Source organism: Anabaena sp. 4-3, from assembly GCF_001597745.1.
GTDB lineage: Bacteria > Cyanobacteriota > Cyanobacteriia > Cyanobacteriales > Nostocaceae > Trichormus.
The window spans coordinates 157,813-181,003 of the sequence record NZ_LUHJ01000014.1 but is presented as its reverse complement, the minus strand read 5'-3'; the positions used below and the strand labels follow the sequence as shown (position 1 = coordinate 181,003).

Genomic DNA, 23,191 nt, shown 5'->3' with positions numbered 1-23,191 from the left:
TTTCACCACCTAATTATCAATATTTTCGACAAATTATTTAAAATGAATTCCCCCCACCTAATACCGTTTCTTCATGTAGCTTGCGTGGCGTAGCCATAGATGCACTTTATTCTTTACTGTAGAGACGTTGCATGCAACGTCTCTACATTATTTATTTGATGCAACTTCATAGACACTGATTGAGAATCGTCAAAGACATAACTTTTCTTCTTCCCACCGCTACCCACATTTATTAAGGCAATAAAAAATCTATATGTTCGCCTGTCTTCGCCCGCAATTCCTCTAAAGAACCTTGCATTTGTAACTTACCTTGCTCTAGCAAAACAACCCAATCAGCCCGATTAATTACTTTTGGACGATGACTAATTAAAATTGTGGTTTTGCCTTGACGATGTTGCAATAATTTATCTAAAACCTGGGTTTCACTAACTGGATCAAGTCCACCAGTTGACTCATCTAAAATCAAAACAGGTGGTTCTGTAATTATCGCTCTAGCTATAGCTAAACGTTGACGTTGCCCACCGGAGATGTTAGCCCCAAATTCACCTAAAATAGTTTGATATTTCTCAGGCATTTTACTAATAAACTCATCAGCCCCAGTAATTTGGCAAGCTGTAACAATTTGTTCAAAGGTAACGAAAGGACTGCCTAAACGAAAGTTTTCGACAATGGAACGACTCCAAAAATGAGCATCTTGAGGAACTAATACAACCTGCTGACGTAAACATTCTAAAGATAAATCATCTAGGTTATATAAACCAATCCGAATGTTACCTGATTGCAGAGGATATAAACCAGTAATTAGTTTAGCTAGAGTGCTTTTACCACAGCCAGATTTACCAATCAACGCCGTAACTTTACCCCCAGGAATTGTGACAGTAAAGTTATCTAATAAATCAACTCTGCCAGCATAGTGGAAGTTAACACCTGTAAAAACAATATCAGCATCTCCCGCTAATTTGGCGAAAGGCTTTTTACTATCGCCTTCATTTTCTGGTGTAGTGTCTATAACTTCCGTCAGGCGTTGCACAGCAGTTTTAGCAGTAGTAAATTCATCAACAAAACTAATGAGAGTAGCAATTAAAGCGATAAAATTAGCATTCATTGAGTTAAAGGCGAGTAATTGCCCAATACTCAAGTTTTCCGCCGGATTAATTACTAAATTACCACCATACCAAAGTAATAAAATCGTACCTACGCCAGAGATAAAATTAGAAAATGTCCCATTAATAACTCCTATTTGTATTGTACGTAATGTCAAGTTTGCTAGATGACTAAAGCGGCTTTGCAGTTCATCTAAAAATTGTGAGCCGGAGGAGGTAGTTTTAAGTGTGAGTGCGCCTTTAAAAGTTTCTACTAAAACGCCTTGAGCTTCCGCATCTTTCACTAAAAGCTCGCGGTTTTTTTGCTGTAAAGTTGGTTGAAATACTATTGTAGATATGGTCATAAAGGCAGATAGAACCAAAGCTACAGCAGTTAATTTCCAGCTATAAAAAGTCATTATAGCCAAAGAAATTACAGCTATAAAAGTTTTGCTAGGTAGGCTGATAACAACTTGAGAAACTAACTGATTAATTTGGTTAATATCTCGGAGACGACTAACAATTTCTCCACTGCGGCGTGCTTCGTAATAAGAGAGAGGTAAGCGGAGAATTTGGCGGCAGAAATCTAAAACAAGTCCTAATTGTAAGCGTTGGGCAAAGTGAGCGATTAAGTTAGACTGTACCCATGATAAACTACTAGAAATAATATTCATTACTACCACAGCGATCGCCATAGTAGTTAGTAGCTTCATATCACCCCTAACTAAAACATCATCGGTAAGAATTTGTATCAGAAAAGGAGACGCTAAAGATAAGACACCTAATAGTAGGTTTAGGGGTAAAGCCTGGGCTAAAATACTGCGAAAATTCCATATCCGCCTAAAGAAACGCCAAAAACCAGCAATCTTATCATCTTCTCCTTGAAAAAACAATTCTGGATTTGGCTCTAATAACAACATTAACCAATCATTCCACCCTTCAACTAAATCCTTTGGCGACAGATAACGAATCCCTACAGCCGGATCAGAGATTACACATTTTTTACCTTTCTTACCATATAAAACTACCCAATGATTACCTTGCCAGTGAATAATTGCTGGTAGGGGTGCTTTGTCAATTTGGTTTAAAATCTCTGGAGAAGTTTTAACAGTGCTAGCCTTAAAACCCAGCGTTTCCGCGCCTCTTTTAAGTCCTAATAAAGTTGTACCAAATTGTCCTGTACCGACAGCTTCACGAATGCGGCTGATTGTAAAATTACGTCCATAATGTTTAGCTATTGCTGCTAGACAAGCAGCCCCACAATCTTCTTCACTATGTTGTAAAACGTGAGCATATTTCATAATTTAATAAACTTGTATTTGTTTACATGCTTTAAATAAATATTCCTAAGAACTTAATTTATAGCTTAAGTTAAGAACATCTATTATTCATTAATTATTTATGTGTTTTCAATTTCCTAAATAAGAAATAAAACCTATATAGCAGTCATACATATCAATAAAAAAACACACAAGTTAAGACTAACTTATGTGTATAAAAACTCAATGTTCTCTAAATTTAGAATACCGAAACAGAGTTACTAGAAGTGAATATACTAGCTAAGATAGCATTGTCACCAAAAATAGGCCGAATAATTCGGGAATAATTGTTTTCTTTCTCTTGCAGAAAAGGTAAAATTGGTTGTGGACTTTCATTAACAAATCCTCCGCCAATATGGGCAGATTCTTCAGCAGTAACTTCTGTAAAAAAAGGTAATATTTTAATCATATTCATACGTCCTCCATTGATAATTTTCTTGGTATATTAAATCTATAACCAAGGTTCTACATTGTATAATAATTGTGTTAAGAAAAGTGATGAGCCGCTACTGGTGCGATGAGACCGAAATGGTGTAAGTTCTCTTCCCAAGGAAGGGACAAAACTATCGCTTAAGAACCCAGGAACCGGTAGAGCATTGATTAAAAACAGAACTGCTGTAGTTTGTAATATATCAGGAGGAATGTTAAAAGCGTTTGCAACTGCAATATAAGATGCAGCAGTCATCAGCCCACCACCACTAGCATTAGCAGCTTCTTGATCAGATATTTCTGTAAACAAACTGTTATTTTTCATAAATTTTATGCTGCTATCGTCAAATCAAATTTACTTTTTTAGTAGAATTAAAACTACTCAATAATACTGAATAAAGAACCCGGTACTGACAGCGCACCCATTAATAAAAGTAAGCCTATATTGCGTTCTAGATCACCGGCTGGATTACCAGTCAAAGCTTGAATTACATTGAAATATGCAGAAGCTATCAGTAGTCCTCTGAGTCCTCCACCATAAACTTCAGCAGCATCTTCAGCAGATATTTCAGTAAACAGGTTATTTTTTGCTATCGCCTGCATAGTTTGTTACTCCATTTGGATACTTTTTTATTTCATAATCTTGAAAATTAGAATTTTCATACAGTATGTAAATTCGTACTTAGCTTGTTGTAGGTTCATAAAAGATTAATTTAAATGCGCTCAATTCGTTCATATTAAGTGGTAATTGCCAAGCTTATATGAGACGGTGAGCGCATTAATTTCCTCAAATTATCAGAGGAAGAGATTTAGTAATTTGGTGCTATACACTGTTCTTTATCGTTAGTAAAAGGCTGTGATTTTCCTTATTACCTATCAGATATTTACTGGGGTCTAACACCAATTTTCTCAAGATGATGAAACTGAAGAAGGAGACAGTTTAACTATCTCATGCTATTATTAGCCAAATATGCCGGCAAGGACACCGATGATGGTAATTTGTCCTTCGTTTGTTTCATCCAGGTCAAATGCGTCTAAAACTGAAGCAAGAGCACCGGCAAGTAAAAGATTCATTCCAGCACTATTGCCACCACCGTTAACATTAGCAGATTGTTCAGCAGAGATTTGAGTGAAAATATTTTTTTCGATAACTTGCATGATCATTTACTCCATTAATAGGATAGTTTTGAGTCGTTATAGCTAGTAGTTGTTTGCCTCTTGTTGGCTCCTCAACTGCTTGCTTGATTACTACAATAGCTGGGAGTAACTAGATGGGTCATTTACAATATCTGTAAACTTAATTGCAGATTTTTTGAGACTCAATTACTCAATTAAGTTGATGGCACTACATAAAAATACACGCTGAAATTAGTGTTTATATAGTTGGGTTATTCCATTTTTCAAATTGTTTGCCAGCAATGAAGCGAATATAGTAATTGAGATTTTTATGTATCTATCTCAGAGGATATTTTAAAAATATTTTGATGAATATCAAAGTCAAGACCTAACCCCCCTACCCCCCTTAGTAGGGAAGGGGGGAATATGTAGAGACATTTCATCAAATGTCTCTACGTCTGTTCTTACTCCCCTCTCCGCGTCGGAGAGGGGTGGGGGGAGAGGTCAAAAAAATACTGTGGCTTCTCGTAGTGTTAATGTTGGGTTTCGTTCCTCAACCCAACCTACAGATATTATAAGTGTTTAACCCAACATGATATTACTCCCCTCTCCTTGTCCGAGAGGGGTTGGGGGAGAGGTCAAAAAAATACTGTGGCTTCTCGTAGTGAAACCACAGTCAATTAATGCAGATTGATCAGTTAATAATTAGCTGAAGTAAGATTTCCTAAAAGTCGATTGCGGATATTTTTTAATTGTTCTTCGTTGTTAATTGGACATCGTGGTGCTGGTAAATCAGTATTCGGCCAGCCTGGTAAATCATTGCATGGACAAAATGCGGCAGGCATACCAACATTTTTCATGGGTACTGGCATCGAACAACGGCTACAAGGCCACATTTCCCATGCTGGCGTTAGTAATTCAGCAATAGTTTCGTCAGTTCCTTCTAGATAACAATCACCTGCCGATAAGAGAATTTTTTGCCAACATTCTTCAAAGTCTTTGCTGTAGCGATCGCCTTGGAATATAGGTTGAGGTAACATTTTTGTTCCCTCGTTACCGATCACTACTTTCTTACCTAACTGAAACCAGTGGGCAAGATATTTTTTAACTTCTTCTTTGTTTGCCATACCTTAATTTTACATTCGGTATGAGGAAAATTTGGATACCAACTGTTTAATTTTCTATTAAGAATCTGACAAAAATTGCTCAAATGAATAATAATCTATTTCTCTTAAAATATCTTAAATTTTGCTTCATCATTCATAATGTAGAGATTTTGCTAATGGTGTACCAAGTATGCTGAGATTGAGAACATGACCACCAGTGACTAAATAAACAGCTTGGCAAATTGAGCCTAAATGACGTACTACAGCACCCAGGCGATCGCGAAATGTCCGCCCTAAAGGATATGCTGGAACTACTCCCCAACCCGTCTCTTCCGCCACAAACACCAAATCAGCAGTTACTAACTGTACCGTTTCTAAAAATTCCCTCAAGGTATTTTCCCAAGTTAAATCATCTTGTTCCAAAAGATTCGCTACCCAAGTGCCTAAAGAATCGACTAACACACAACTATCTGGCTGAATATCAGCCAGGGTTGCAGATAGCATGATTGGTACTTCTAGCGTTACCCAATCGGCAGGACGGCGTTTTTGGTGTTTTTGAATACGTTGATGCCATTCTTGATCATCTAGGTTAACGGTAGCCGTAGCCACATAAACCACCGTTTTTCCTGACTGAATTGCCAAATTTTCCGCCCATTCACTTTTACCAGACCTAGCCGGCCCCGTGACTAAAATAACGTTACGCAAATTTATATCCTAAGTATGTTTGCTTTATTGATAACATTGGTGAAACTAGATCAGTTTGATAAAGATAAAATTAGCACCAAGATTGTTTATGTCAAAATGGGCAAAAGATATAAATTTTAATCAACCCATTTTTAAATATTAAACACTCAGACAGTAGATTTTAGGATATGACTATGAAAGCAGGTGTAAAACGCATTGAAGCAACTCTACACGATTTGGGAACTCGCGATACTGTCACCGTTGAAGCTAGCGATAACACCAAGCGTCCGGTATCCTTCAGGATTAGCGTGGCTGCTAAAGAAGGGAAAAACACAGAAAGCACCACTCAAGCAGCAATTCCAGACTTAGTGACAGACTCCCAGGTGGAACAGACTACTGAGGAAAATTTGTTTTCTCAAGATAGTTCTGTAAAAACCTTTGCTGTACAAGACAATGAAGGTAAAACGCCCAGCCTACCAAAATTTAAAACTCCTACCTTCAGTAACCACCGTCATGGTGCTAATCCTGCCTTAGCCATGAACATTCTGCAAGAGATTCAGGAAGAAGTAGCTCTTTGGCAAACAGAATTACAGTTAATTGTGCAGCAAATTCAGGATATATACTTAGAAGGGCCGATTGTGAATGGTTGGTTAGAATCCAATCCTTGGGATGTAGAACAAGGAGGTACGGCAACACTCCGCCATGCAGAAGTTGAACGACTGATAGATTATGTCCAAGAAATTTGTGACCCTAATGGTACACCTCCTAACCCATCTCTACGTACTGGTTATCGCCTCTGTGGTGTAGATGAGTCTGGTAAACTTTGGTCACGCCCATGTCCACCGAATCAGCTAGCTACAGTCAGTTTAGCGATCGCTCGTTATCAAAAGTTACGCCAACTCTTGGGACGCAAGCAATACCTAGAAACTCGCCTCAGCCAACTAGCCGAAAGTCTGGTAGTTTTACACAGTCACATCCAGCAAGTATGAGGTAGGAGGTGATCACTAACAGTAGATATTTCCACTGTATTCTCTACTCCGGTGAGGGTTTAGCATTGCTAAACCCCTACATTCTAATTTCTATTCCCTAAATTAATATGTCAGAAATTAAAATATCTGCTATAATATGCACTCACAATCGGGATAATTATTTAGGTGCAGCGATAGATAGCCTGTTGGCGCAAGAATTTGCTGGTGAGTTTGAAGTTGTAGTAGTGGATAATGGGTCAAGCGATCGCACCCGTGAAGTAGCAGAACAAAGAGCTAGTAATTCCCGCTTCAAGTATGTATTTGAATCTACGCTGGGATTATCCGTAGCCCGGAACACAGGCGCAAGAGTGGCTCAAGCGGAAATCTTGGCATATTTAGATGATGATGCCGTGGCGACTCCCCACTGGCTACAAGTATTGTATGACACTTATCAAACTAATTCCCAGCTAGCGATCGCCGGTGGTAAAGTTACCCTCTTATGGCCAGCTGGTGTTGAACCTCCTCAATGGCTATCTCCTGCCTTAGCCGGGAATTTGGGAGCCTATGATTTAGGCGACAGCCTGACATACATCCAACAACCAGGCTTAACCCCCAGAGGCTTGAACTACTCCATCCGCCGCAGTTTTCTAGAAGACATAGGAGGTTTTGATCCTGCACTGGGTAGAGTCGGCAAAAACCTCCTGTCTAATGAAGAACTACAAATGACAGAATTAGCACTCAATCGTGGTTGGCAAGTTGCGTATATTCCCCAAGCCTTAGTAGCTCACAACGTCGCCCCAGAACGCATCAACCGCTCTTGGTTTTTCAACCGCAGTTGGTGGCAAGGTATCAGCGAATGCTACCGTGAGCAACTCGCAGGTAAAGCAGGGATTGGTCAATTTAAAATCGGTGGTGAGAGATTTATACGGGGCTTATATAAAGCAATGAAGTATTATAATAATCCAGCCCAAAGCTTTGATAACCTTGTTTATGCCTATGGTCAAGTAGGTTATTTAAACGCCGTTATTCAAAATCTCCTATTCACCAATAAGCGGAAGTAGGGGAGATGAGGGAGATGAGGGAGATGAGGGAGATGAGGGGGATGAGGGGGATGACTAATAACTAATAACTAATGACTAATAACTAATGACTAATAACTAATGACTAATGACCAATCCTTTGTAGATTTACGCAAATATGACCAATCTGGGTTTGATAGGGGGCGGCCTGGTTGGTATGTTTTACTATGGTGGTTTGTACAGGCGATCGCTTTTCCTTTGACTCTCCACCCGTTTAATAGTCTGCGTTGCTCGATATTACGATTATTTGGGGCGCGTATCGGCAAAGGCGTAGTCATTCGACCGACTGCACGTTTTACCTACCCCTGGAAAGTCACCATCGGCGATTATTGCTGGATTGGTGACGATGTAGTTTTCTACAGCTTAGATGAGATTTATATCGGTGAACACAGCGTAGTTTCTCAAAAAAGTTATTTATGCACTGGTAGCCATGATATTTATGATCCTGCCTTTGGCTTGAAAATAGCCAGCATCACCATTGGTAACGGCGTATGGTTAGCCACAGATTGCTTTGTCGGGCCTGGAGTGCAGATTGGTTCTAATGCCGTCATTGGCGCGCGTAGTAGTGTCTTTTCTGATCTACCTGCCGGACAAGTCTGTTGGGGTACTCCTTGCCGTCCCCAATATCCCAGGTTTAAATAATAGGGGACTGGGGATTGGGTACTGGGTACTGGGTACTGGGTACTAGGGATATATGTAGAGACGTTGCATGCAACGTCTCTACAAAACAATAGTTAGTTATCCCCATTTCCCAAGGATTCTTGAATTTTGAATTTTGAATTTTGAATTTTGAATTTTGAATTGATTTGTCCCCCTCATTCCCCTAATTAACTACCTGACTCCCATGACTACGGGGATCATCTTGGCTAGATGTGGGTGACACTGGTGCTGAGAATTGAGAAACTTTACCACTGGCTTGAGCATAGGGCAAAGATGAACCAGTCACCAAAGCTTCTAAATTACTGCCCATAATTGTATGAGGTTGATCACCTATAGCTTGAGCCACAGTTTCCCCTTCTTGATCTAAAAATACAAAGTGGGGAATACCATCAACTCGATATTTCAGCATCTCAGGCAACCACTTGGTATTATCTACGTTCAGCATGACAAAATTCACCTTGTCAGCATACTGTTGTTCTAATTCGGCAATATCAGGGGCCATTTTTTGACAGACAGTACACCAATTAGCATAAAACTCTACAAGTGAGGGTTTACCGTTGGTAGTCGCTACTTCTAAGGGTGTGGATGTTTCTTCTAAACTGGCAAGGGAAACAGAAGTTTTTTCAGCCCGCAGTCCTAAGAATAAGGCAACGCTGAGAGCGATCGCTACTATCACTATCAAAAAATTTCTCAATCTAGTCCCAACAGTAGTTTCCGGCTTCGCTGGTGAATTTGTAGTCATAACATTTTATTAAATGATATTAAGTAATTTCTCTTTTAGTTTAACTGAGGTGAGCCGAGGAAGCGGAATCACAACTAACTATTGACTTGTAGAGACTAAGCATGCTTAGTCTCTACATATATCCCCAATCCCCAGTCCCCAATCCCCAGTCCCCACCCTTGACTATCATTGAGATGAAAGTCTCTGCTGAAATCTGTGAAAAAACGAGTTACTCTCACCTTTCCCAAACGTGCAATCCAGATGCCAGTGACTTATGTGCTGGCTAAAGATTTCAATGTTGCTGCGAATATTATTCGCGCTCAAGTTGCGCCTAATCAAATTGGTAAGCTGGTCGTAGAATTATCAGGAGATATTGATCAGTTGGATGCAGCGATTGAGTGGATGCGATCGCGACATATCAACGTTTCCTTCAGCTTGGGGGAAATTGTCATTGATGAAGATTTGTGTGTTCACTGTGGCTTATGTACTGGGGTTTGTCCTACAGAAGCCCTGACTCTCCACCCAGAAACCTATAAACTGACATTCACGCGATCGCGTTGCATTGTCTGTGAGCAGTGTATTCCTACCTGTCCAGTACAAGCAATCTCAACTAACCTCTAACCCAACTGAAAAACATCAGCAATCACGCTGTCGTCACCCACTAGCCGATTCGGGGCGGGAGAGTCATAAACTACCAGTAGTGACGGTACTCCAGAGATATCCTCAAATAAAGTAATTCCTTCCGCCCGATCATTGCGATCGCCATGCGGAATTTCTTGCACCAACTCTGGAGTATTGAGAATATTTTCTTGCAACTTCACCCCATCTTTTAAACGATAAACTTGCACTACCCCATCTAAATCCATAGTTGGGCCAGCCAAAATTAACAAGTCTTCCCCATGCCAACATAAATCTCTAATACCCAAACCATTCAACCAAACAAAATGCTTTTTATACTCTTGTTTCCCCTCTCCTATTTCTTTTAGTTTCAATAAATCAGGCTGATAATTTTTTAATTCCAGTTCCAAAATTATCGCCCAACCCCGCAATACTGGGCCACGCAAACCTAAAAAAACTCGTCCTTGATAAACGGCTAAACCTTCGATATCTAAACCATTATCTTTTCCAGGAATCCCAGCTTTTATAAAACTTCCTAAATGTGGGTCATCTGCTAAAGCCGCCATCAGGATATTACTATCTTTAGTTAACTTTAATTTGGCTGCGCTTAACTGCTCTTTTGGTTTCTCAGGATGTGGACAAGACTTAATTAATTCTCCATCGACTAAGGGAATTTTGGCTAAAACATAGCGGTTGTGTTCTGATTCAATTTTAGCTAACCTCGCAATATTTTTGGCATCACTTTTATCAGGCTTAGGTTTTTTACGCTTGTAGCTATGAGAACCAACTAACCATAAATAATAATCGTCATAAGCTAAACCTTCAATATCAATTTCCTCATCCTCTGACGCAGGTAAATCAATAAATTCAGTTACACGAAATTGTTTATGGTTGGTAAATTGCTCACCATCAGCCACAGATAACCGCTCAATTGTTGCCGTCTCATCCGAACCCAACCATAAATACTGACTTTGAGTTAGTCTGACTGCGGAAAGGTCTTGTCTGTGTTCTTGAAAACTCGCGCTAAATCTCAGGACACATTGCTTGATTAAATTTGAGATTGCCATGTTGACTACTCTCTTTAATTCACAAATATTAATCCTACTATTTTAATTAGTTCATCACTATACAAAAAAGACTTAATCATATCTTAAATAACTAATAGTTCATAGCTATCACAGCAATTGCATATTTTTCTCAGCTACATAACTGTCCAGATTGATATCACTTCTTAATTGCGAGCATAATATAAAAAATAACTCTCAAAGGATAGATGGATTTTTCAACTAATGTTATTATGCAATAAACTAAGTAAATAATGACTAATATCTATGAATTTAGATACAAATCCTACAGTAAAAACTCTAGGAGAATACGCCTATCAGGCTATGAAAAAACACTTTAGTAAAATTATCAAATGGGAAAAACCTGTTAAGAAAGATGAAGACCCAGAAGCATTACACCAAATGCGGGTAGGAATGCGTCGTTTACGCACAGCTATTAGTAGATTTGAGATTGTACTAAACTTACCTAAGCCAGCCAGTGATAAAAATATAGGTAAAATTGCTCGTCGCCTCGGTAATCTGCGTGATTTAGACGTATTAAAGCAAAATTTAGAAACCCTTTATCAACCAAATTTACCTCCTAAAGAACAGAAATCTCTGCAAAAAGCTTTTAGTGCTTTAGCTAAACAGCGTGAAGATGCACTAACTAAAACCCTGACAACACTCAAGGATGATGCTTATAAGTCTTTCAAACAAACTTTAGAAGATTGGTTAGAAACACCAACTTATAAACCATTAGCATCTATCCCTATTCAGCAGGTACTACCAGACTTACTTTTACCTGAAGTCAGTAGTTTCTTGCTGCATCCAGGATTATTAGTAGGTACTCATCTCCTTGATTCTCAAGTGAAAATCTATACCGACTCCACACCAGAAGATATAGAAAAACAATTGACAACTCACGGCGAAATCATCCACGATTTACGAAAACAAGCCAAGCGGATGCGCTACCAAATGGAACTATTTACCGAGTTATATGGTGAGTCTTACTCAGCTTACATTGCAGATATCAAAAGTATTCAAGACATTTTGGGCAATATTCAAGATAGTGTAGTGATGGATGAGTGGCTGAGGGATGTATTCAAGTCAGAAATTCAAACTAAATTACCGACATTTGCGAGTTTGTTAGCCGCCAATCGTGTTCAGTGGTGGCAACAATGGCAACCCTTACAGCAACAGTATTTGCAAGCAGAAAATAGGCAGAATTTTCATTTAACAATCCTGCATCCTCTGGAATGTGAAATACTTAACCCAGTAGAGTAAGAGGCTATTTCTCAAAACCCCTATCAGATAGACACCTGACAGTGTGATATCAATTTACAAAGAAATTAACTATTAATTGTAAATTAGAATCACAGGGCGGTGGCAAGTCTTTGATTGTAATCTCAGCATCTTGTCTACTGTCAGCATCTTGTCTAGAGATATGATTTTTTTGTTTAGTAGATAGTCCCATTTGTTTGAGTAGACGACTGATGTGGCGTTCAGTAATTGCAATCCCCATTTCTTTGGCTAAATGTTTACTTAACCATTGTGCAGTCCAGTTTTGAAAGGGATAGCCATACTCACGGGGACTATGGTTTACCAAATCTTTCAAGCATTGGAGATATTCCTCATTAACACTTTTTGGTCTACCTATAGGTTGCTCCTGCCATTGGTGGGCTAAACCAGCTTTTGCTACACTAATCCAGTATCGTGCCATGTGGTAAGAACAACCCAATATTTTACAAATTTGGGTTTGAGATTTTCCCTGATCTGCCAACAACATAATTTCGATACGTCGGCGATATTTTGGTTGTAAATCAGTTTGTAATTTCTTCAGCAGTGATTTTCGTTGAAAAGGCGTTAACAATTTACCACTAGCAGATTCTGCATTTTCAGAATTGGGGAATTGATCAGTAGTGTGTGACATAACTCCTGTAATTTTTACTTAGTTGGTAAATCTTGATATATAATTGTTATGAAATACATCGCTTTCAATTTACCTAATATATTTTTGTCTCAGACATTAATACTTAGTAAATTAATTCTATATGATTTTATTTTGATTCTGTCTGGAGTTAGATTTATAATTTCAAGTAGGTTGGGAATTTATTCCTAATGGGTTACATCAAAAGATGGGCGTAGTAAAATTATCAAAGTTTGTTGAATTAAAAGCCTAAATTTTCTCAGGTAATCTGAAAAATCATTAATTTAATATATTCAAAATACAAAGTCTGAATAGAATGAATGCTTCACTTCATTCATCCTATCATTGGCAGGACTTACGCAAGTGTCACATTACAGATGTCTTGTAGGGTGCGTCAGACTGTTTAAATGCTGTCAATAAAAGTATTTTTGATATCTGACGCACCCTACTAATATGCCAGTTGCGTAAGTCCTGATGGGGTGAAATGTAATAGGATTCAGCGTTTAGTTGCTAAATCCTATTAAGCAACGAATTACAATCTATTACTCAGCACCACCATTACCGCCGGGAGCAGGAGCACCGCCATTACCGTTAGGAGCAGGAGCACCGCCATTACCGTTAGGAGCAGCTCCCATACCAACGGCACCAGTATATGTCTTGACGATAGATACAATATTATTGATTGCAAATCCGTTCAAGCCATACTCTAGAAACTTCTGACCGTAGTTAAGATATTGAGGGAATCCATCACCTTGTCCTCCTTGCACAGCCATAGCATTTTCATCATTTAGGTCTTGCAAAAAGTTTTCTGAATCGATAAACAGTTCAGAACCAACATTATGGGATTCAAAAACATTAATGTTCGCCATTGTTTTTTCCTCGAAAATACTTGAGTGAAAACATTACCATCTGTATGGATTAAGCTTGTATTGCTTAACTCATACTGCAATTATTAGCTAAAAAAAATTGTGGTTCAATAGTTTTAACCCAGTAACTTCGACTTAAACTGACTAATTATGTCTTTGAAGAAATACTTAGATTTAATATAAGAAATTAGGTGATTTATTGAAAGAATTTTTTTGCGGCTTGAATAACAATCCCAATGAAATCCTATGATTTTATACTGATTTCACACTCAAGTTAAAACATCTGCATTAGGAAAACTCAAACAGCTAAGGCGGTGAGAATAATTATGCAACCCTACCTATCATGAGATTGCACAATCTATCATCTGAGGCTGTATCTGAATTCTTCCCAAGCTGGCTTTTCTTATTCAGCTAGGGTGAGTTTGAGAGACAAAATTAGACTAATTTTGTCGGAAGTTTATCACCTGTTGATTAACCCTAACAGCAAGACACAAGACAGTCATGAGCCTGTGACAACCCAAAGGGTAGGGAAAGAAGATGTTGAACAAAGCTTGTAAACGCCTGTCTCCTGTCACTAACGAAGAGATAAAGTGATAGGAGCTTCTAGCGACAAAACATAAACGCTACTTTGGGGAATCTGCACAACACGGGTGTTTTCTGCGGAACGCAAACCTGAGAGCAAACCAACAGCACTACCTAACATCGCTCCCCGGTCAAACTGATCTGGATCACCGTTGCTGAAGAAACCCAAGGTACTACCGCCAATTCTACCCCAAATAGAACCATTTTCTACAGCTTTGTCATTAGCTCGCTTGTGGGTGATGGTAGTACCGGGGATGATTTGGCTAGATGCTTTAATGGCAACGATGCGGCCATTGATGACTATAGATTGAGCAACAATTTTGGCACCGCCTTCACTGGGTTTTAAGACAATGGTGACAGGAGTGTTTTCTGGTGCAATGGTATTTCCTTCAGCATCTTGAATGGCACTAGCTAAAGGAACAGTCAGAGGATAGTCTTTTTTCTGCCCGACATCTACAGTCACAGGTGCGGGGAATGAGACAATCAGGGCTGTATCTTGGGGAATGCTAATTTCTGGGCTGACTACCTGGGGTTGAGTTGGTTCAGTGGCAACTGGTTGAGCTGTAACGGGTAGTGTTAAAGAACCTAAAACAGAAAGAGAACAGGCGAGACTTAACAAGGTTTGGGTTTTCATGATCACATCTTCCTTTGATTGCAGTGTTTTGGGTGTTCACCCCTTCACTTAATCAATAGGTTGATGATTTTGGGTTTATGCAGCCTGTTGCTGGAAAAAATCAAAAATAGTTCACCTGAGTTTAACGTTGATGTCTCAACAGCCAGTCCCATCCTGAACCTTGGCGGGTTAACCAATCATCTTCAAAATCCGGGTTAGCTGGATAATGAGAATAGTCTAAGTAGTCTTGTGAGCGAATTCTGACATTACGACAACTGCCTTCTATTTCAATGGTGACAGTATTATTGCCTTGTCCGTTTGGTCTTAATAGACTATCCCTGATGATACTGCGCTTTCTGTCTTGTTCTTGTCGGAATTTGGAAACACAACGTACCCTCACCAATGAGCGATCGCGGGGATTCTCTAATAGATAGGGTAAAATTTGTGAGTCACGAATTGAGCGCGCAGGAGTTTCAGCACTGACTAAGGGTGTGATAGTCAATAATAAGGTTGTAGAGACGGCAATTATTCCACCTCCTATTCTGGTATTCATACTTTTCCTCAGATAAATAAAGCAATTGCCAGGGTACTAACCCCGGCGGCGTAACAATTCAAAATCCAAAATTTAACACTCTTAATTAATGGTTTCAGACTGGGAGGAATGGGAAATGAGACTTTACCCATTACCCCTAATTATTATTTATTTTCCAGTAATTGGTTAACCTGTTGTCCACGACGACCTGTTTTAATTTCATAGCGGCGGGTGAGGTTATCTTGATAGTTCATATCTCTGGCGGCGGCGGCGTTCACGAAAGCATCGCAATTTTTACCCTGCACTACTGTAGAAGAACTGCTACTAGCTTCTTCTGTGCTGTTGCGGCGGCTATTTCTAGATTCGCTGCGATTTCGGCTACCTTGACTACTACCATTACCACTAACGCCAATACCAAAGATGCTGACACCACCGCCACCGCCATCGTTATGACTGCGAGATGAACTAGAACGGCTGCTGGTAGAGGTAGCTAAGGCAATTTTGCTGGTGCTGGTGCGGGTGTTGTTTCCTAAACCAACATCACTACACAATGCACGGGGGTCTTTTGCTAAGGTATCGGGAGATACCCATGATTGATGGTCACCTAAACCTTGAATTTCACTGTTACCAACTGGGTTGCTTGTGGATGCTGGTGTCGCAGGTTTGACGTTACCAATTGCACCGGGGTTAACTTTCACGGGTTGGAAAATACCACTAGCTTTTACATCGAAAGGCCCTGCAAAAGCGGGAACTGTGCTGGTTAATAGTGCGGTAGCGGTGAGTAAAGAACCTGTTAAGTTACGGAATTTCATGGTCATGCTTCTCAAGTGTTAGTGTTGGTTTGTTTGTTGGGTTTCAACCCCTTCACTCACTCAATAGGTTGACCTTGATTTATTTATGCACCCTCTCACCAATTTGAGGAAAAGTTTTTTTCGTGAAGCTGTCAAAGCTTGATGACACAACTGAATTAGTTACTTATATCATGTCCGTTTGAATAGTTATCATATCTGTTGGGGTAGGGAACTCTTAACAGGGAATAGGGAACAGGGAATAGGGAACAGGGAACAAGAAAAGATCAGCATCGAAAACTTATCATAAGTAATTAGCCGGACATGATATTACGCAAGTGTCACATTACAAATGTCTTGTAGGGTACGTCAGACTGTTTAAATGCTTTAAGAGGGAACTTTTAACGGGCAACTCTTAACAGGGAAATCCCCATAATTAAAATTAGCTCCTATCTTGCACCTTTCTCAATAAGCGTCAGGTGATGCACACCCAATGACGTAAAACTAAGGCTTTCAGCAAGTTGCAAGCAATGCCCACCCTACAAAAATTATCATTGAGGAACAGGTGCAAGATGTGTGTTAACCGATCAATTTTCTCCAAGTCATTGGCCCAACAATTGCATCAGCAATTAAACCATTCTGTCTTTGAAATCTCTTAATTGCTGCTTCTGTTTGCGGCCCAAAAATCCCATCAACATCAGCACCTACTCGGTATTGTATATATCGGACTACTGGCCCACCGCCATGATTTCGTCTGATAATGCGTTTGGCTAAAATTAGATTAATAGCATTCCAGGTAGTTTCACCTGCTACACCAGTTTTTTCTACTCCTACTATACCTTGAAATTTTTCAATGGCAAATTTGGTTTCGGCATTGATTTGATTATTCTCCGCGAGAGCTTTACCATTTCTATCAGTAATTTTTAATCTATTTAAAGCTTTTTGCAGCCTTAATATACTGGTATCTATATTCTGTTCTTCATCTGGAATTACATTTACAGGTGTCGTAGGCAATTTACCTGTTAAACCTTTCACAATTGCATTAGCTGTTGCTTCTGCATCGAAAATATTCATATCTTTTTGAGAATCTATGAAGCAACATTCTACTAGAATTGCTGGCATATTTGTATTTCGGAGAACAAACAAGTGGGAACCACTCTTGACTCCACGATTAAAAAATCCTAATTTGACAATTTCATTTAAAACAGGTTGAGCAATTCTTCTGCCGGCTTCACTAGCGGCAAATACTTCTGTGCCATTAGCTCTTCCGTTAAAAGCATTAAAATGTATTGAAACAAAAACTTCTACTCTGGCTGCATTGGCTTTGTTACATCTTTGTGACAGAGAATCTCTGACTGAACTTGCTCTTTCTGGGTTACATGATATGACTTCATGTCCTAAAGCTCTTAATTTCGAGATAACTCTATTTCCTACATCTATGGTTAAAATGTCCTCAACTTTGATACCTCTTGCTCCGGTGTCTGGTGGGCAATTATGACCCATGTCAATGCCATACTTCATTATGTTATTCCTCAATTCAGTTTTTCAAGTTTGCTGGATACTGCTACTTGTTGATGTCAAGTTTGTTCAATTGCTATTGCAGCAAAATTGAACAATATATGGGTGTGAGATAATTTTATTTACTAAATTGCTATTGTAACAAAAAAAGTAATTATCAGGAAAAATATCCCAATAAACTTAACTATCTAAATACATTAACTTTTCGGGTGCGTTAACCTACTAATAACGCACCGTCAATTTAATCAACAAAATTAGGTCTTGCTTGTTGGGTTGACTGCAACTTTGCTGTTAAATCTGTCCAATTTTCTTGCTCAATTAAGTTGATGATTTCATCAAGCTGGTGGCGATATTGTTGTAATGAACTTAGCAGTGCTTGGCGGTTATACTGCGCCATCATTACGCCTAATTCTGGATTACCTCCACCAACTCGGCTAGTATCTCTAAACCCAGAACTAGCTAAGTTTTGCGCTAATTGTAATACTTCTGGGTCAGTTTCACTCAGACAAGTTGCTATTAGTGAGGCACTCACCATGACGGGTAAATGAGAAATCCAACTCACAGCGCGGTCATGTTGTTCTGGCTGACAATAATAGATATTAGCACCTAGCGATCGCACTATTTCCTCTACAACTGTGATCGCTCTTTTTGGTGTGGTATCATCTGGTGTTAACACATAAGGTCTATCCACAAATAAGTTCTTTTGCGCTGCTTCTATTCCACTGTCTGCTGTTCCCGCCATCGGATGCCCACCAATAAAATTTTCCCACGTCGGCGCAATGGCTTTGACTATCGGTGCTTTGACTGAACCGACATCAGTAACTATGGTATTGCTGGATAGGTGTTTAATTAATTGTGCCATTTGTGGGACGATGAGGCCGATGGGTGTACAAATAAATACAACTTCTGTGTCGGCTAACAGGCTAAGATTGATATTGGCTTCATCGACGCTACCCAATGTTACTGCTGTTTTACAGGTGGTTTGTTTGCGGCTGACTCCGACTACATGATGTCCTTGCGATCGCAAATCATAACCTAATGAGCCGCCAATTAGTCCTAGTCCTAAGATTCCTATTTTCATTTTTTTGTTATTTGTATTTTCCGCCTACTTTACCAGAGGGATGAGGTTTTTAAACGCGGAGGGGAGGCAGCGCGTTCGGTCGCCGGACTTGTAGCGACTGCCGTCGCGCAGAGGTAACGCAGAGGTACGCTGAGGTTTTGTTGTTTTATTCTTTGCGTCTTTGCACGCCAGTTGCTACAAGTCGGCGGAGCCGCCCAACGCACTGGCTCGCCTTTGCGCGAGGCTTATTCTTATTTTCGCTTACTTGTGTATTTTCCTCTGACTTTACCAGAGGGATGGGGTTTTTAAAGGCGGAGGGGCGCGAAGGTAAGGTAAATCCATACCAATTAATAATAGGTAATAGGCTTGTACCTATTACCTATTCACTATTACCTATTGGCTAAATATTGATACATCTGCCAACGTGCATCAACTTCAGCCTGCGCTTGTTCTAGCAGTTGTTGAGCTAGTTCTGGATGACTCTTGGTGAGCATTTTGAAGCGATTTTCTTGGTACATGGATGGCTCTACTGATTGGGTAGGCGATCGCATATCCAATTGTAAGGGATTCTTACCCTGTTGTTGCAACAATGGATTGTAACGATACAACAACCATCTCCCTGAGTCTACCAGGGCTTTTTGCTGGTTCATCCCGGTAGTCATGTTAATCCCGTGGGCGATACAATGGCTGTATGCTATAATTAAGGATGGCCCTTCAAAGGCTTCTGCTTCTAAAAAGGCTTTGAGTGTTTGGTCGTCTTTCGCGCCTAACGCTACACTCGCTACGTATACGTTACCGTAGTTCATCGCCATTAAGCCTAAGTCTTTTTTCGGCGCAGGTTTACCACTAGCGGCAAACTTCGCTACTGCGGCTCTTGGGGTGGCTTTGGATGATTGACCGCCTGTGTTAGAATAAACCTCTGTATCCATGACTAAGATATTGACGTTTCGACCACTGGCTAATACATGGTCTATCCCATGAAAGTCAATATCATAAGCCCAACCATCACCGCCAATAATCCAGACGCTTTTCTTCACTAGGTAGTCAGCGAGGGATTTTAGGGTTTCGATGGCTAGTTTACGCTGGGTGTCTTTTTCCTTAATCAGCAGTTTATCTAATTTCTGCCGTACCTGTTTCACCCTTTCCCGTTGTTCCCATATATCAGCTTCGGTTTTTTGTTCTGCCTTGAGGATGGAGTCAACGAGTTTATCTCCTAGTTCGCTGCTAAACTGTCTTAAGAGTTCTGCTGCGAATTCCGTTTGTTTATCTACTGAGAGACGATAGCCATAACCAAACTCAGCGTTATCTTCAAATAAACTATTCGACCAAGCGGGGCCTCTTCCTTCGGCGTTTTTCGTCCACGGGGTGGTGGGGAGGTTTCCGCCGTAAATGGATGAGCAACCTGTGGCGTTAGCTATGACGGCGCGATCGCCAAATAGTTGTGTCAATAGTTTAACATAAGGTGTCTCACCACAACCAGCACAAGCTCCAGAAAATTCAAATAATGGTTCTTGCAGTTGTTGTTGGCGAATTTGGTGGAGTTTTAGCTGTCTGCGGTCAGGATTGGGTAAATTTAAGAAGAAATCCCAATTTTCTCGCTCCTGTTCTCGCAAAGGTAGCTGTTCCGCCATGTTAATGGCTTTGCGTGAGGGTTCAGCTTTGTTTTTGGCTGGACATACATTCACACAAATAGCGCAACCTGTACAGTCTTCCGGTGCTACCTGAATAGTAAACTTTTGGTTAGCAAAGTCTTTGTCTTTGGCATTGGTTGACTTGAAGCTAGTCGGCGCATTCGCTAATTCACTCGGTTGATAAACTTTAGCGCGAATTGCACTGTGGGGACAAACCATCACACACTTACTGCACTGAACGCAGATATTCTCATCCCACACGGGAATTTCTAGAGCAACGTTGCGTTTTTCCCATTTCGCTGTGCCGGTGGGGAATGTTCCATCTGCTGGTAAAGCACTCACAGGTAAATCATCACCTTCCCACACCATGATTTTACCTAAAACTTTCTCGACAAATGCCGGGACGTTGTGAGGAAAGGGATTTTGGTTAGCTGCGTCTAGCCATTTACCTTTTTCATCGGGGACTTTGACTTGATGTAAATTATCTAGGGTTTGGTCTACGGCTTGCAAGTTCATGCGGACAACTTCCGCGCCTTTTTTACCGTAAGTTTTTTCAATCGCTTGTTTAATTTTAGCGATCGCCTCATCCTGTGGCAATACCCCAGCTAAAGCAAAGAAACACACTTGCATAATGGTATTGATTCTTCCACCCATACCACTATTGCGCGCCACCTGGTTGGCATTGATGACGTAAAGTTGCAATTGCTTATCTAAAATTTGCTGTTTTACCGGCGGGGGTAGATTTTCCCAAACTTCATCCGCATTGTATGGACTGTTGACTAAAAGAGTCGCACCCGTCGCCGCCGATTTTAACACATCGATGCGTTCTAAAAATCCCCAGTGGTGACAACCAATAAAGTTAGCTTGGTTAATGAGATAGGTAGAACGTATTGGTTGAGAACCGAAGCGCAGATGTGAAACCGTCATTGAACCTGATTTTTTGGAGTCGTAGACAAAATAGCCTTGAGCGTAGTTGTCTGTTCCTTCCCCAATAATCTTAATCGAGTTTTTGTTAGCTCCTACTGTACCATCAGAACCCAACCCGTAAAACATCGCCCGTACAACGTTATCCGCTTCGGTGGAGAAAGTCGGGTCATAGTCTAGGGATGTGTGGGTAACATCGTCATGAATCCCAATGGTAAAATGATTTTTAGGTGTAGTTTGGGCTAAGTTATCAAAGACAGCTTTGATCATCGCTGGGGTGAATTCTTTTGAGGATAACCCGTAACGCCCGGCGACAAGTTTGGGCTGCTTTTTCTTTCCCCAACCTTCATGAATAGCGGTGACTACATCTAAATATAAAGGTTCTCCGGCACTTCCTGGTTCTTTGCTGCGGTCGAGAACTGCGATCGCCTTGACATTCTTAGGTATAGCCTGGATAAATCTGCTAATATCAAAGGGGCGATACAGTCTAACTTTCAGAACCCCAACTTTTTCACCTTGGGCGTTCAGATAATCTACTGTTTCATGGACGGTTTCACAACCAGAACCCATGAGAATAATCACGCGCTCGGCATTCTTTGCGCCGTGATATTCATAAAGTTGGTAAAATCTGCCTGTGCGTTCCCCGAATTTATCCATGATTGCCTGTACAATCTCAGGACAGGCGTTGTAATAAGGGTTTGCACCTTCACGGGCTTGGAAGAAAACATCAGGGTTTTGGGCTGTACCCCGTAATAATGGTTTGTCTGGGGAAAGGGCGCGGGCGCGATGTGCAAAGATTTGGTCTTCGTTAATCAGCGATCGCAAATCATTATCTGATAATAACTCAATTTTCTGCACTTCGTGGGAGGTGCGGAAGCCATCAAAGAAGTGTAAGAAGGAAACCCGTGTTTCTAGAGTAGCCGCGTTAGCTATGACAGCAAAATCATAAGTTTCCTGCACCGAACCCGAACACAGCATAGCAAACCCAGTACCACGGGCTGCCATTACGTCACTATGATCACCGAAAATAGATAGTGCATGGGTAGCTAAAGCCCTAGCCGCAACGTGAACGACAGTGCTGGTTAATTCTCCCCCAATTTTGTAGAGGTTGGGAATCATTAACAAGAGTCCCTGAGAGGAGGTGAAAGTGGTACTTAAAGCACCTGTTTGTAATGCACCATGCACCGCCGCCGCCGCGCCGCCTTCACTTTGCATCTGCACTACACTGGGTATAGTTCCCCACAAATTCGGACGACTTTCCGCCGCCCAAGCATCTGCCCATTCTCCCATCGGTGATGAGGGGGTGATAGGATAAATGGCGATGACTTCGTTTAATTTGTACGCCACACGCGCGACAGCTTCATTGCCGTCAATAATAGCAAAGTTTTTACTCATTAATTTGTTTCCCTGTCTCAACTTCTATGGGTGGTTTATTGGATGCAGAGAACCCGGAAATAAAAACCTGATAAATAGCCAGAGCCAGGAAGTTTATTGTTATATTTATGCTGGGAATTATGCTGAGTTATAGCAATACCCATTCAAGTGAGGTAAAATCAGTCAGAATTGAACGCAGATAAACGCAGATAAACGCAGATAAGTTTTTACCTCGTTAGGTGAGAAAACGATATATATAGATATTGAATGTGGCTAATGGCTAGTACAATATTTCGCCTACTATTATCTCATCTGCCAATATATATTTCTTAACAAATATTAGGAATGTACTCAATATCTAGAAATACATATTCATCAGACTTTCAGCGTTGCAATGATTGAGTCTGGGGTAGAGGTGCGGGAGGAGTTACTACAGTGTATTTATCGTAACTTTTTCAGGTGTTGCGGGATTTATTAAATACTTTAGGTTCTAAATCTAAATACTTGTAGTGGACTGACACGACTAAAATGATGCACAAATATAATACAAG

At 40.4% G+C, this 23,191-nt stretch carries 22 protein-coding genes; 5 read left to right on the top strand and 17 right to left on the bottom strand.

The window, feature by feature from the left end; all coding sequences use genetic code 11:
* Positions 1-232: 232 nt before the first annotated feature.
* From A3775_RS04185 to cobU, 7 genes are all read right to left on the bottom strand, one after another.
* Positions 233-2,383, bottom strand: a complete 2,151-nt coding sequence (locus tag A3775_RS04185) for a peptidase domain-containing ABC transporter (protein WP_066423987.1) — start codon at positions 2,381-2,383, stop codon at positions 233-235.
* 217 nt (positions 2,384-2,600) lie between these two features.
* Positions 2,601-2,810: a hypothetical protein gene (locus tag A3775_RS04180; RefSeq protein WP_066423985.1), complete on the bottom strand. Its 210-nt coding sequence runs from the start codon at positions 2,808-2,810 to the stop codon at positions 2,601-2,603.
* A 42-nt stretch (positions 2,811-2,852) separates the two neighbouring features.
* A complete protein-coding gene (locus A3775_RS04175) occupies positions 2,853-3,155 on the bottom strand; it encodes a hypothetical protein (protein ID WP_066380913.1) in 303 nt (100 codons plus the stop codon).
* A 53-nt stretch (positions 3,156-3,208) separates the two neighbouring features.
* A complete protein-coding gene (locus A3775_RS04170) occupies positions 3,209-3,433 on the bottom strand; it encodes a hypothetical protein (protein WP_066380912.1) in 225 nt (74 codons plus the stop codon).
* Between the two features lie 357 nt (positions 3,434-3,790).
* Entirely contained in the window at positions 3,791-3,988 is a 198-nt protein-coding gene (locus tag A3775_RS04165) for a hypothetical protein (protein WP_156481561.1), read from the bottom strand.
* Positions 3,989-4,644: 656 nt separating this feature from the next.
* On the bottom strand, positions 4,645-5,073 hold the full coding sequence (locus tag A3775_RS04160; protein ID WP_066380908.1) for a hypothetical protein: 429 nt from the start codon (positions 5,071-5,073) through the stop codon (positions 4,645-4,647).
* Between the two features lie 129 nt (positions 5,074-5,202).
* Positions 5,203-5,757, bottom strand: coding sequence for a bifunctional adenosylcobinamide kinase/adenosylcobinamide-phosphate guanylyltransferase (gene cobU / locus A3775_RS04155; RefSeq protein ID WP_066380907.1), 555 nt, complete (start codon positions 5,755-5,757; stop codon positions 5,203-5,205).
* Positions 5,758-5,930: 173 nt separating this feature from the next.
* Here cobU and A3775_RS04150 point away from each other — a divergent pair, with 173 nt between their 5' ends.
* The 3 genes from A3775_RS04150 (at position 5,931) to hpsU (ending at position 8,425) form a co-directional block, all read left to right on the top strand.
* Positions 5,931-6,725 carry a hypothetical protein gene (locus A3775_RS04150; RefSeq protein WP_066380905.1) on the top strand — a complete coding sequence of 265 codons (795 nt, stop codon included), beginning with the start codon at positions 5,931-5,933 and terminating at the stop codon, positions 6,723-6,725.
* A 107-nt stretch (positions 6,726-6,832) separates the two neighbouring features.
* Positions 6,833-7,765: a glycosyltransferase family 2 protein gene (locus A3775_RS04145; RefSeq protein ID WP_066423983.1), complete on the top strand. Its 933-nt coding sequence runs from the start codon at positions 6,833-6,835 to the stop codon at positions 7,763-7,765.
* Between the two features lie 99 nt (positions 7,766-7,864).
* On the top strand, positions 7,865-8,425 hold the full coding sequence (gene hpsU / locus A3775_RS04140) for a hormogonium polysaccharide biosynthesis acetyltransferase HpsU (protein WP_066380898.1): 561 nt from the start codon (positions 7,865-7,867) through the stop codon (positions 8,423-8,425).
* A gap of 181 nt (positions 8,426-8,606) precedes the next feature.
* On the opposite strand, the gene A3775_RS04135 is transcribed toward hpsU, so the two are convergent.
* Entirely contained in the window at positions 8,607-9,185 is a 579-nt protein-coding gene (locus tag A3775_RS04135) for a thioredoxin family protein (RefSeq protein ID WP_066380896.1), read from the bottom strand.
* A 195-nt stretch (positions 9,186-9,380) separates the two neighbouring features.
* Here A3775_RS04135 and A3775_RS04130 point away from each other — a divergent pair, with 195 nt between their 5' ends.
* Positions 9,381-9,785, top strand: coding sequence for an NIL domain-containing protein (locus A3775_RS04130; RefSeq protein WP_066380894.1), 405 nt, complete (start codon positions 9,381-9,383; stop codon positions 9,783-9,785).
* On the opposite strand, the gene A3775_RS04125 is transcribed toward A3775_RS04130, so the two are convergent.
* Complete coding sequence (locus A3775_RS04125) at positions 9,782-10,849, bottom strand: DUF3616 domain-containing protein (RefSeq protein WP_066423981.1); 1,068 nt, start codon at positions 10,847-10,849, stop codon at positions 9,782-9,784. The genes A3775_RS04130 and A3775_RS04125 overlap by 4 nt on opposite strands.
* 264 nt (positions 10,850-11,113) lie before the next feature.
* On the opposite strand from A3775_RS04125, the gene A3775_RS04120 reads away from it, so the two are divergent.
* Entirely contained in the window at positions 11,114-12,109 is a 996-nt protein-coding gene (locus A3775_RS04120; RefSeq protein ID WP_066380891.1) for a CHAD domain-containing protein, read from the top strand.
* Between the two features lie 49 nt (positions 12,110-12,158).
* On the opposite strand, the gene A3775_RS04115 is transcribed toward A3775_RS04120, so the two are convergent.
* From A3775_RS04115 to nifJ, 8 genes are all read right to left on the bottom strand, one after another.
* Positions 12,159-12,755 carry a helix-turn-helix domain-containing protein gene (locus A3775_RS04115; RefSeq protein WP_066380890.1) on the bottom strand — a complete coding sequence of 199 codons (597 nt, stop codon included), beginning with the start codon at positions 12,753-12,755 and terminating at the stop codon, positions 12,159-12,161.
* Positions 12,756-13,294: 539 nt separating this feature from the next.
* Complete coding sequence (locus tag A3775_RS04110; RefSeq protein WP_066380888.1) at positions 13,295-13,621, bottom strand: hypothetical protein; 327 nt, start codon at positions 13,619-13,621, stop codon at positions 13,295-13,297.
* Between the two features lie 571 nt (positions 13,622-14,192).
* Positions 14,193-14,834: a hypothetical protein gene (locus A3775_RS04105; RefSeq protein ID WP_066380887.1), complete on the bottom strand. Its 642-nt coding sequence runs from the start codon at positions 14,832-14,834 to the stop codon at positions 14,193-14,195.
* Between the two features lie 121 nt (positions 14,835-14,955).
* The gene (locus tag A3775_RS04100; RefSeq protein WP_066423976.1) at positions 14,956-15,366 is read right to left on the bottom strand and encodes a hypothetical protein; all 411 of its coding nucleotides are present in this window, start codon (positions 15,364-15,366) and stop codon (positions 14,956-14,958) included.
* 143 nt (positions 15,367-15,509) lie between these two features.
* Positions 15,510-16,157, bottom strand: a complete 648-nt coding sequence (locus A3775_RS04095; RefSeq protein WP_066380883.1) for a hypothetical protein — start codon at positions 16,155-16,157, stop codon at positions 15,510-15,512.
* Between the two features lie 555 nt (positions 16,158-16,712).
* Positions 16,713-17,654, bottom strand: coding sequence for an N-acetylmuramoyl-L-alanine amidase (locus A3775_RS04090; RefSeq protein ID WP_066423974.1), 942 nt, complete (start codon positions 17,652-17,654; stop codon positions 16,713-16,715).
* 238 nt (positions 17,655-17,892) lie between these two features.
* Complete coding sequence (locus tag A3775_RS04085; RefSeq protein ID WP_066380880.1) at positions 17,893-18,732, bottom strand: prephenate/arogenate dehydrogenase; 840 nt, start codon at positions 18,730-18,732, stop codon at positions 17,893-17,895.
* Positions 18,733-19,100: 368 nt separating this feature from the next.
* On the bottom strand, positions 19,101-22,661 hold the full coding sequence (gene nifJ / locus A3775_RS04080; RefSeq protein ID WP_066423971.1) for a pyruvate:ferredoxin (flavodoxin) oxidoreductase: 3,561 nt from the start codon (positions 22,659-22,661) through the stop codon (positions 19,101-19,103).
* Positions 22,662-23,191: the final 530 nt, after the last annotated feature.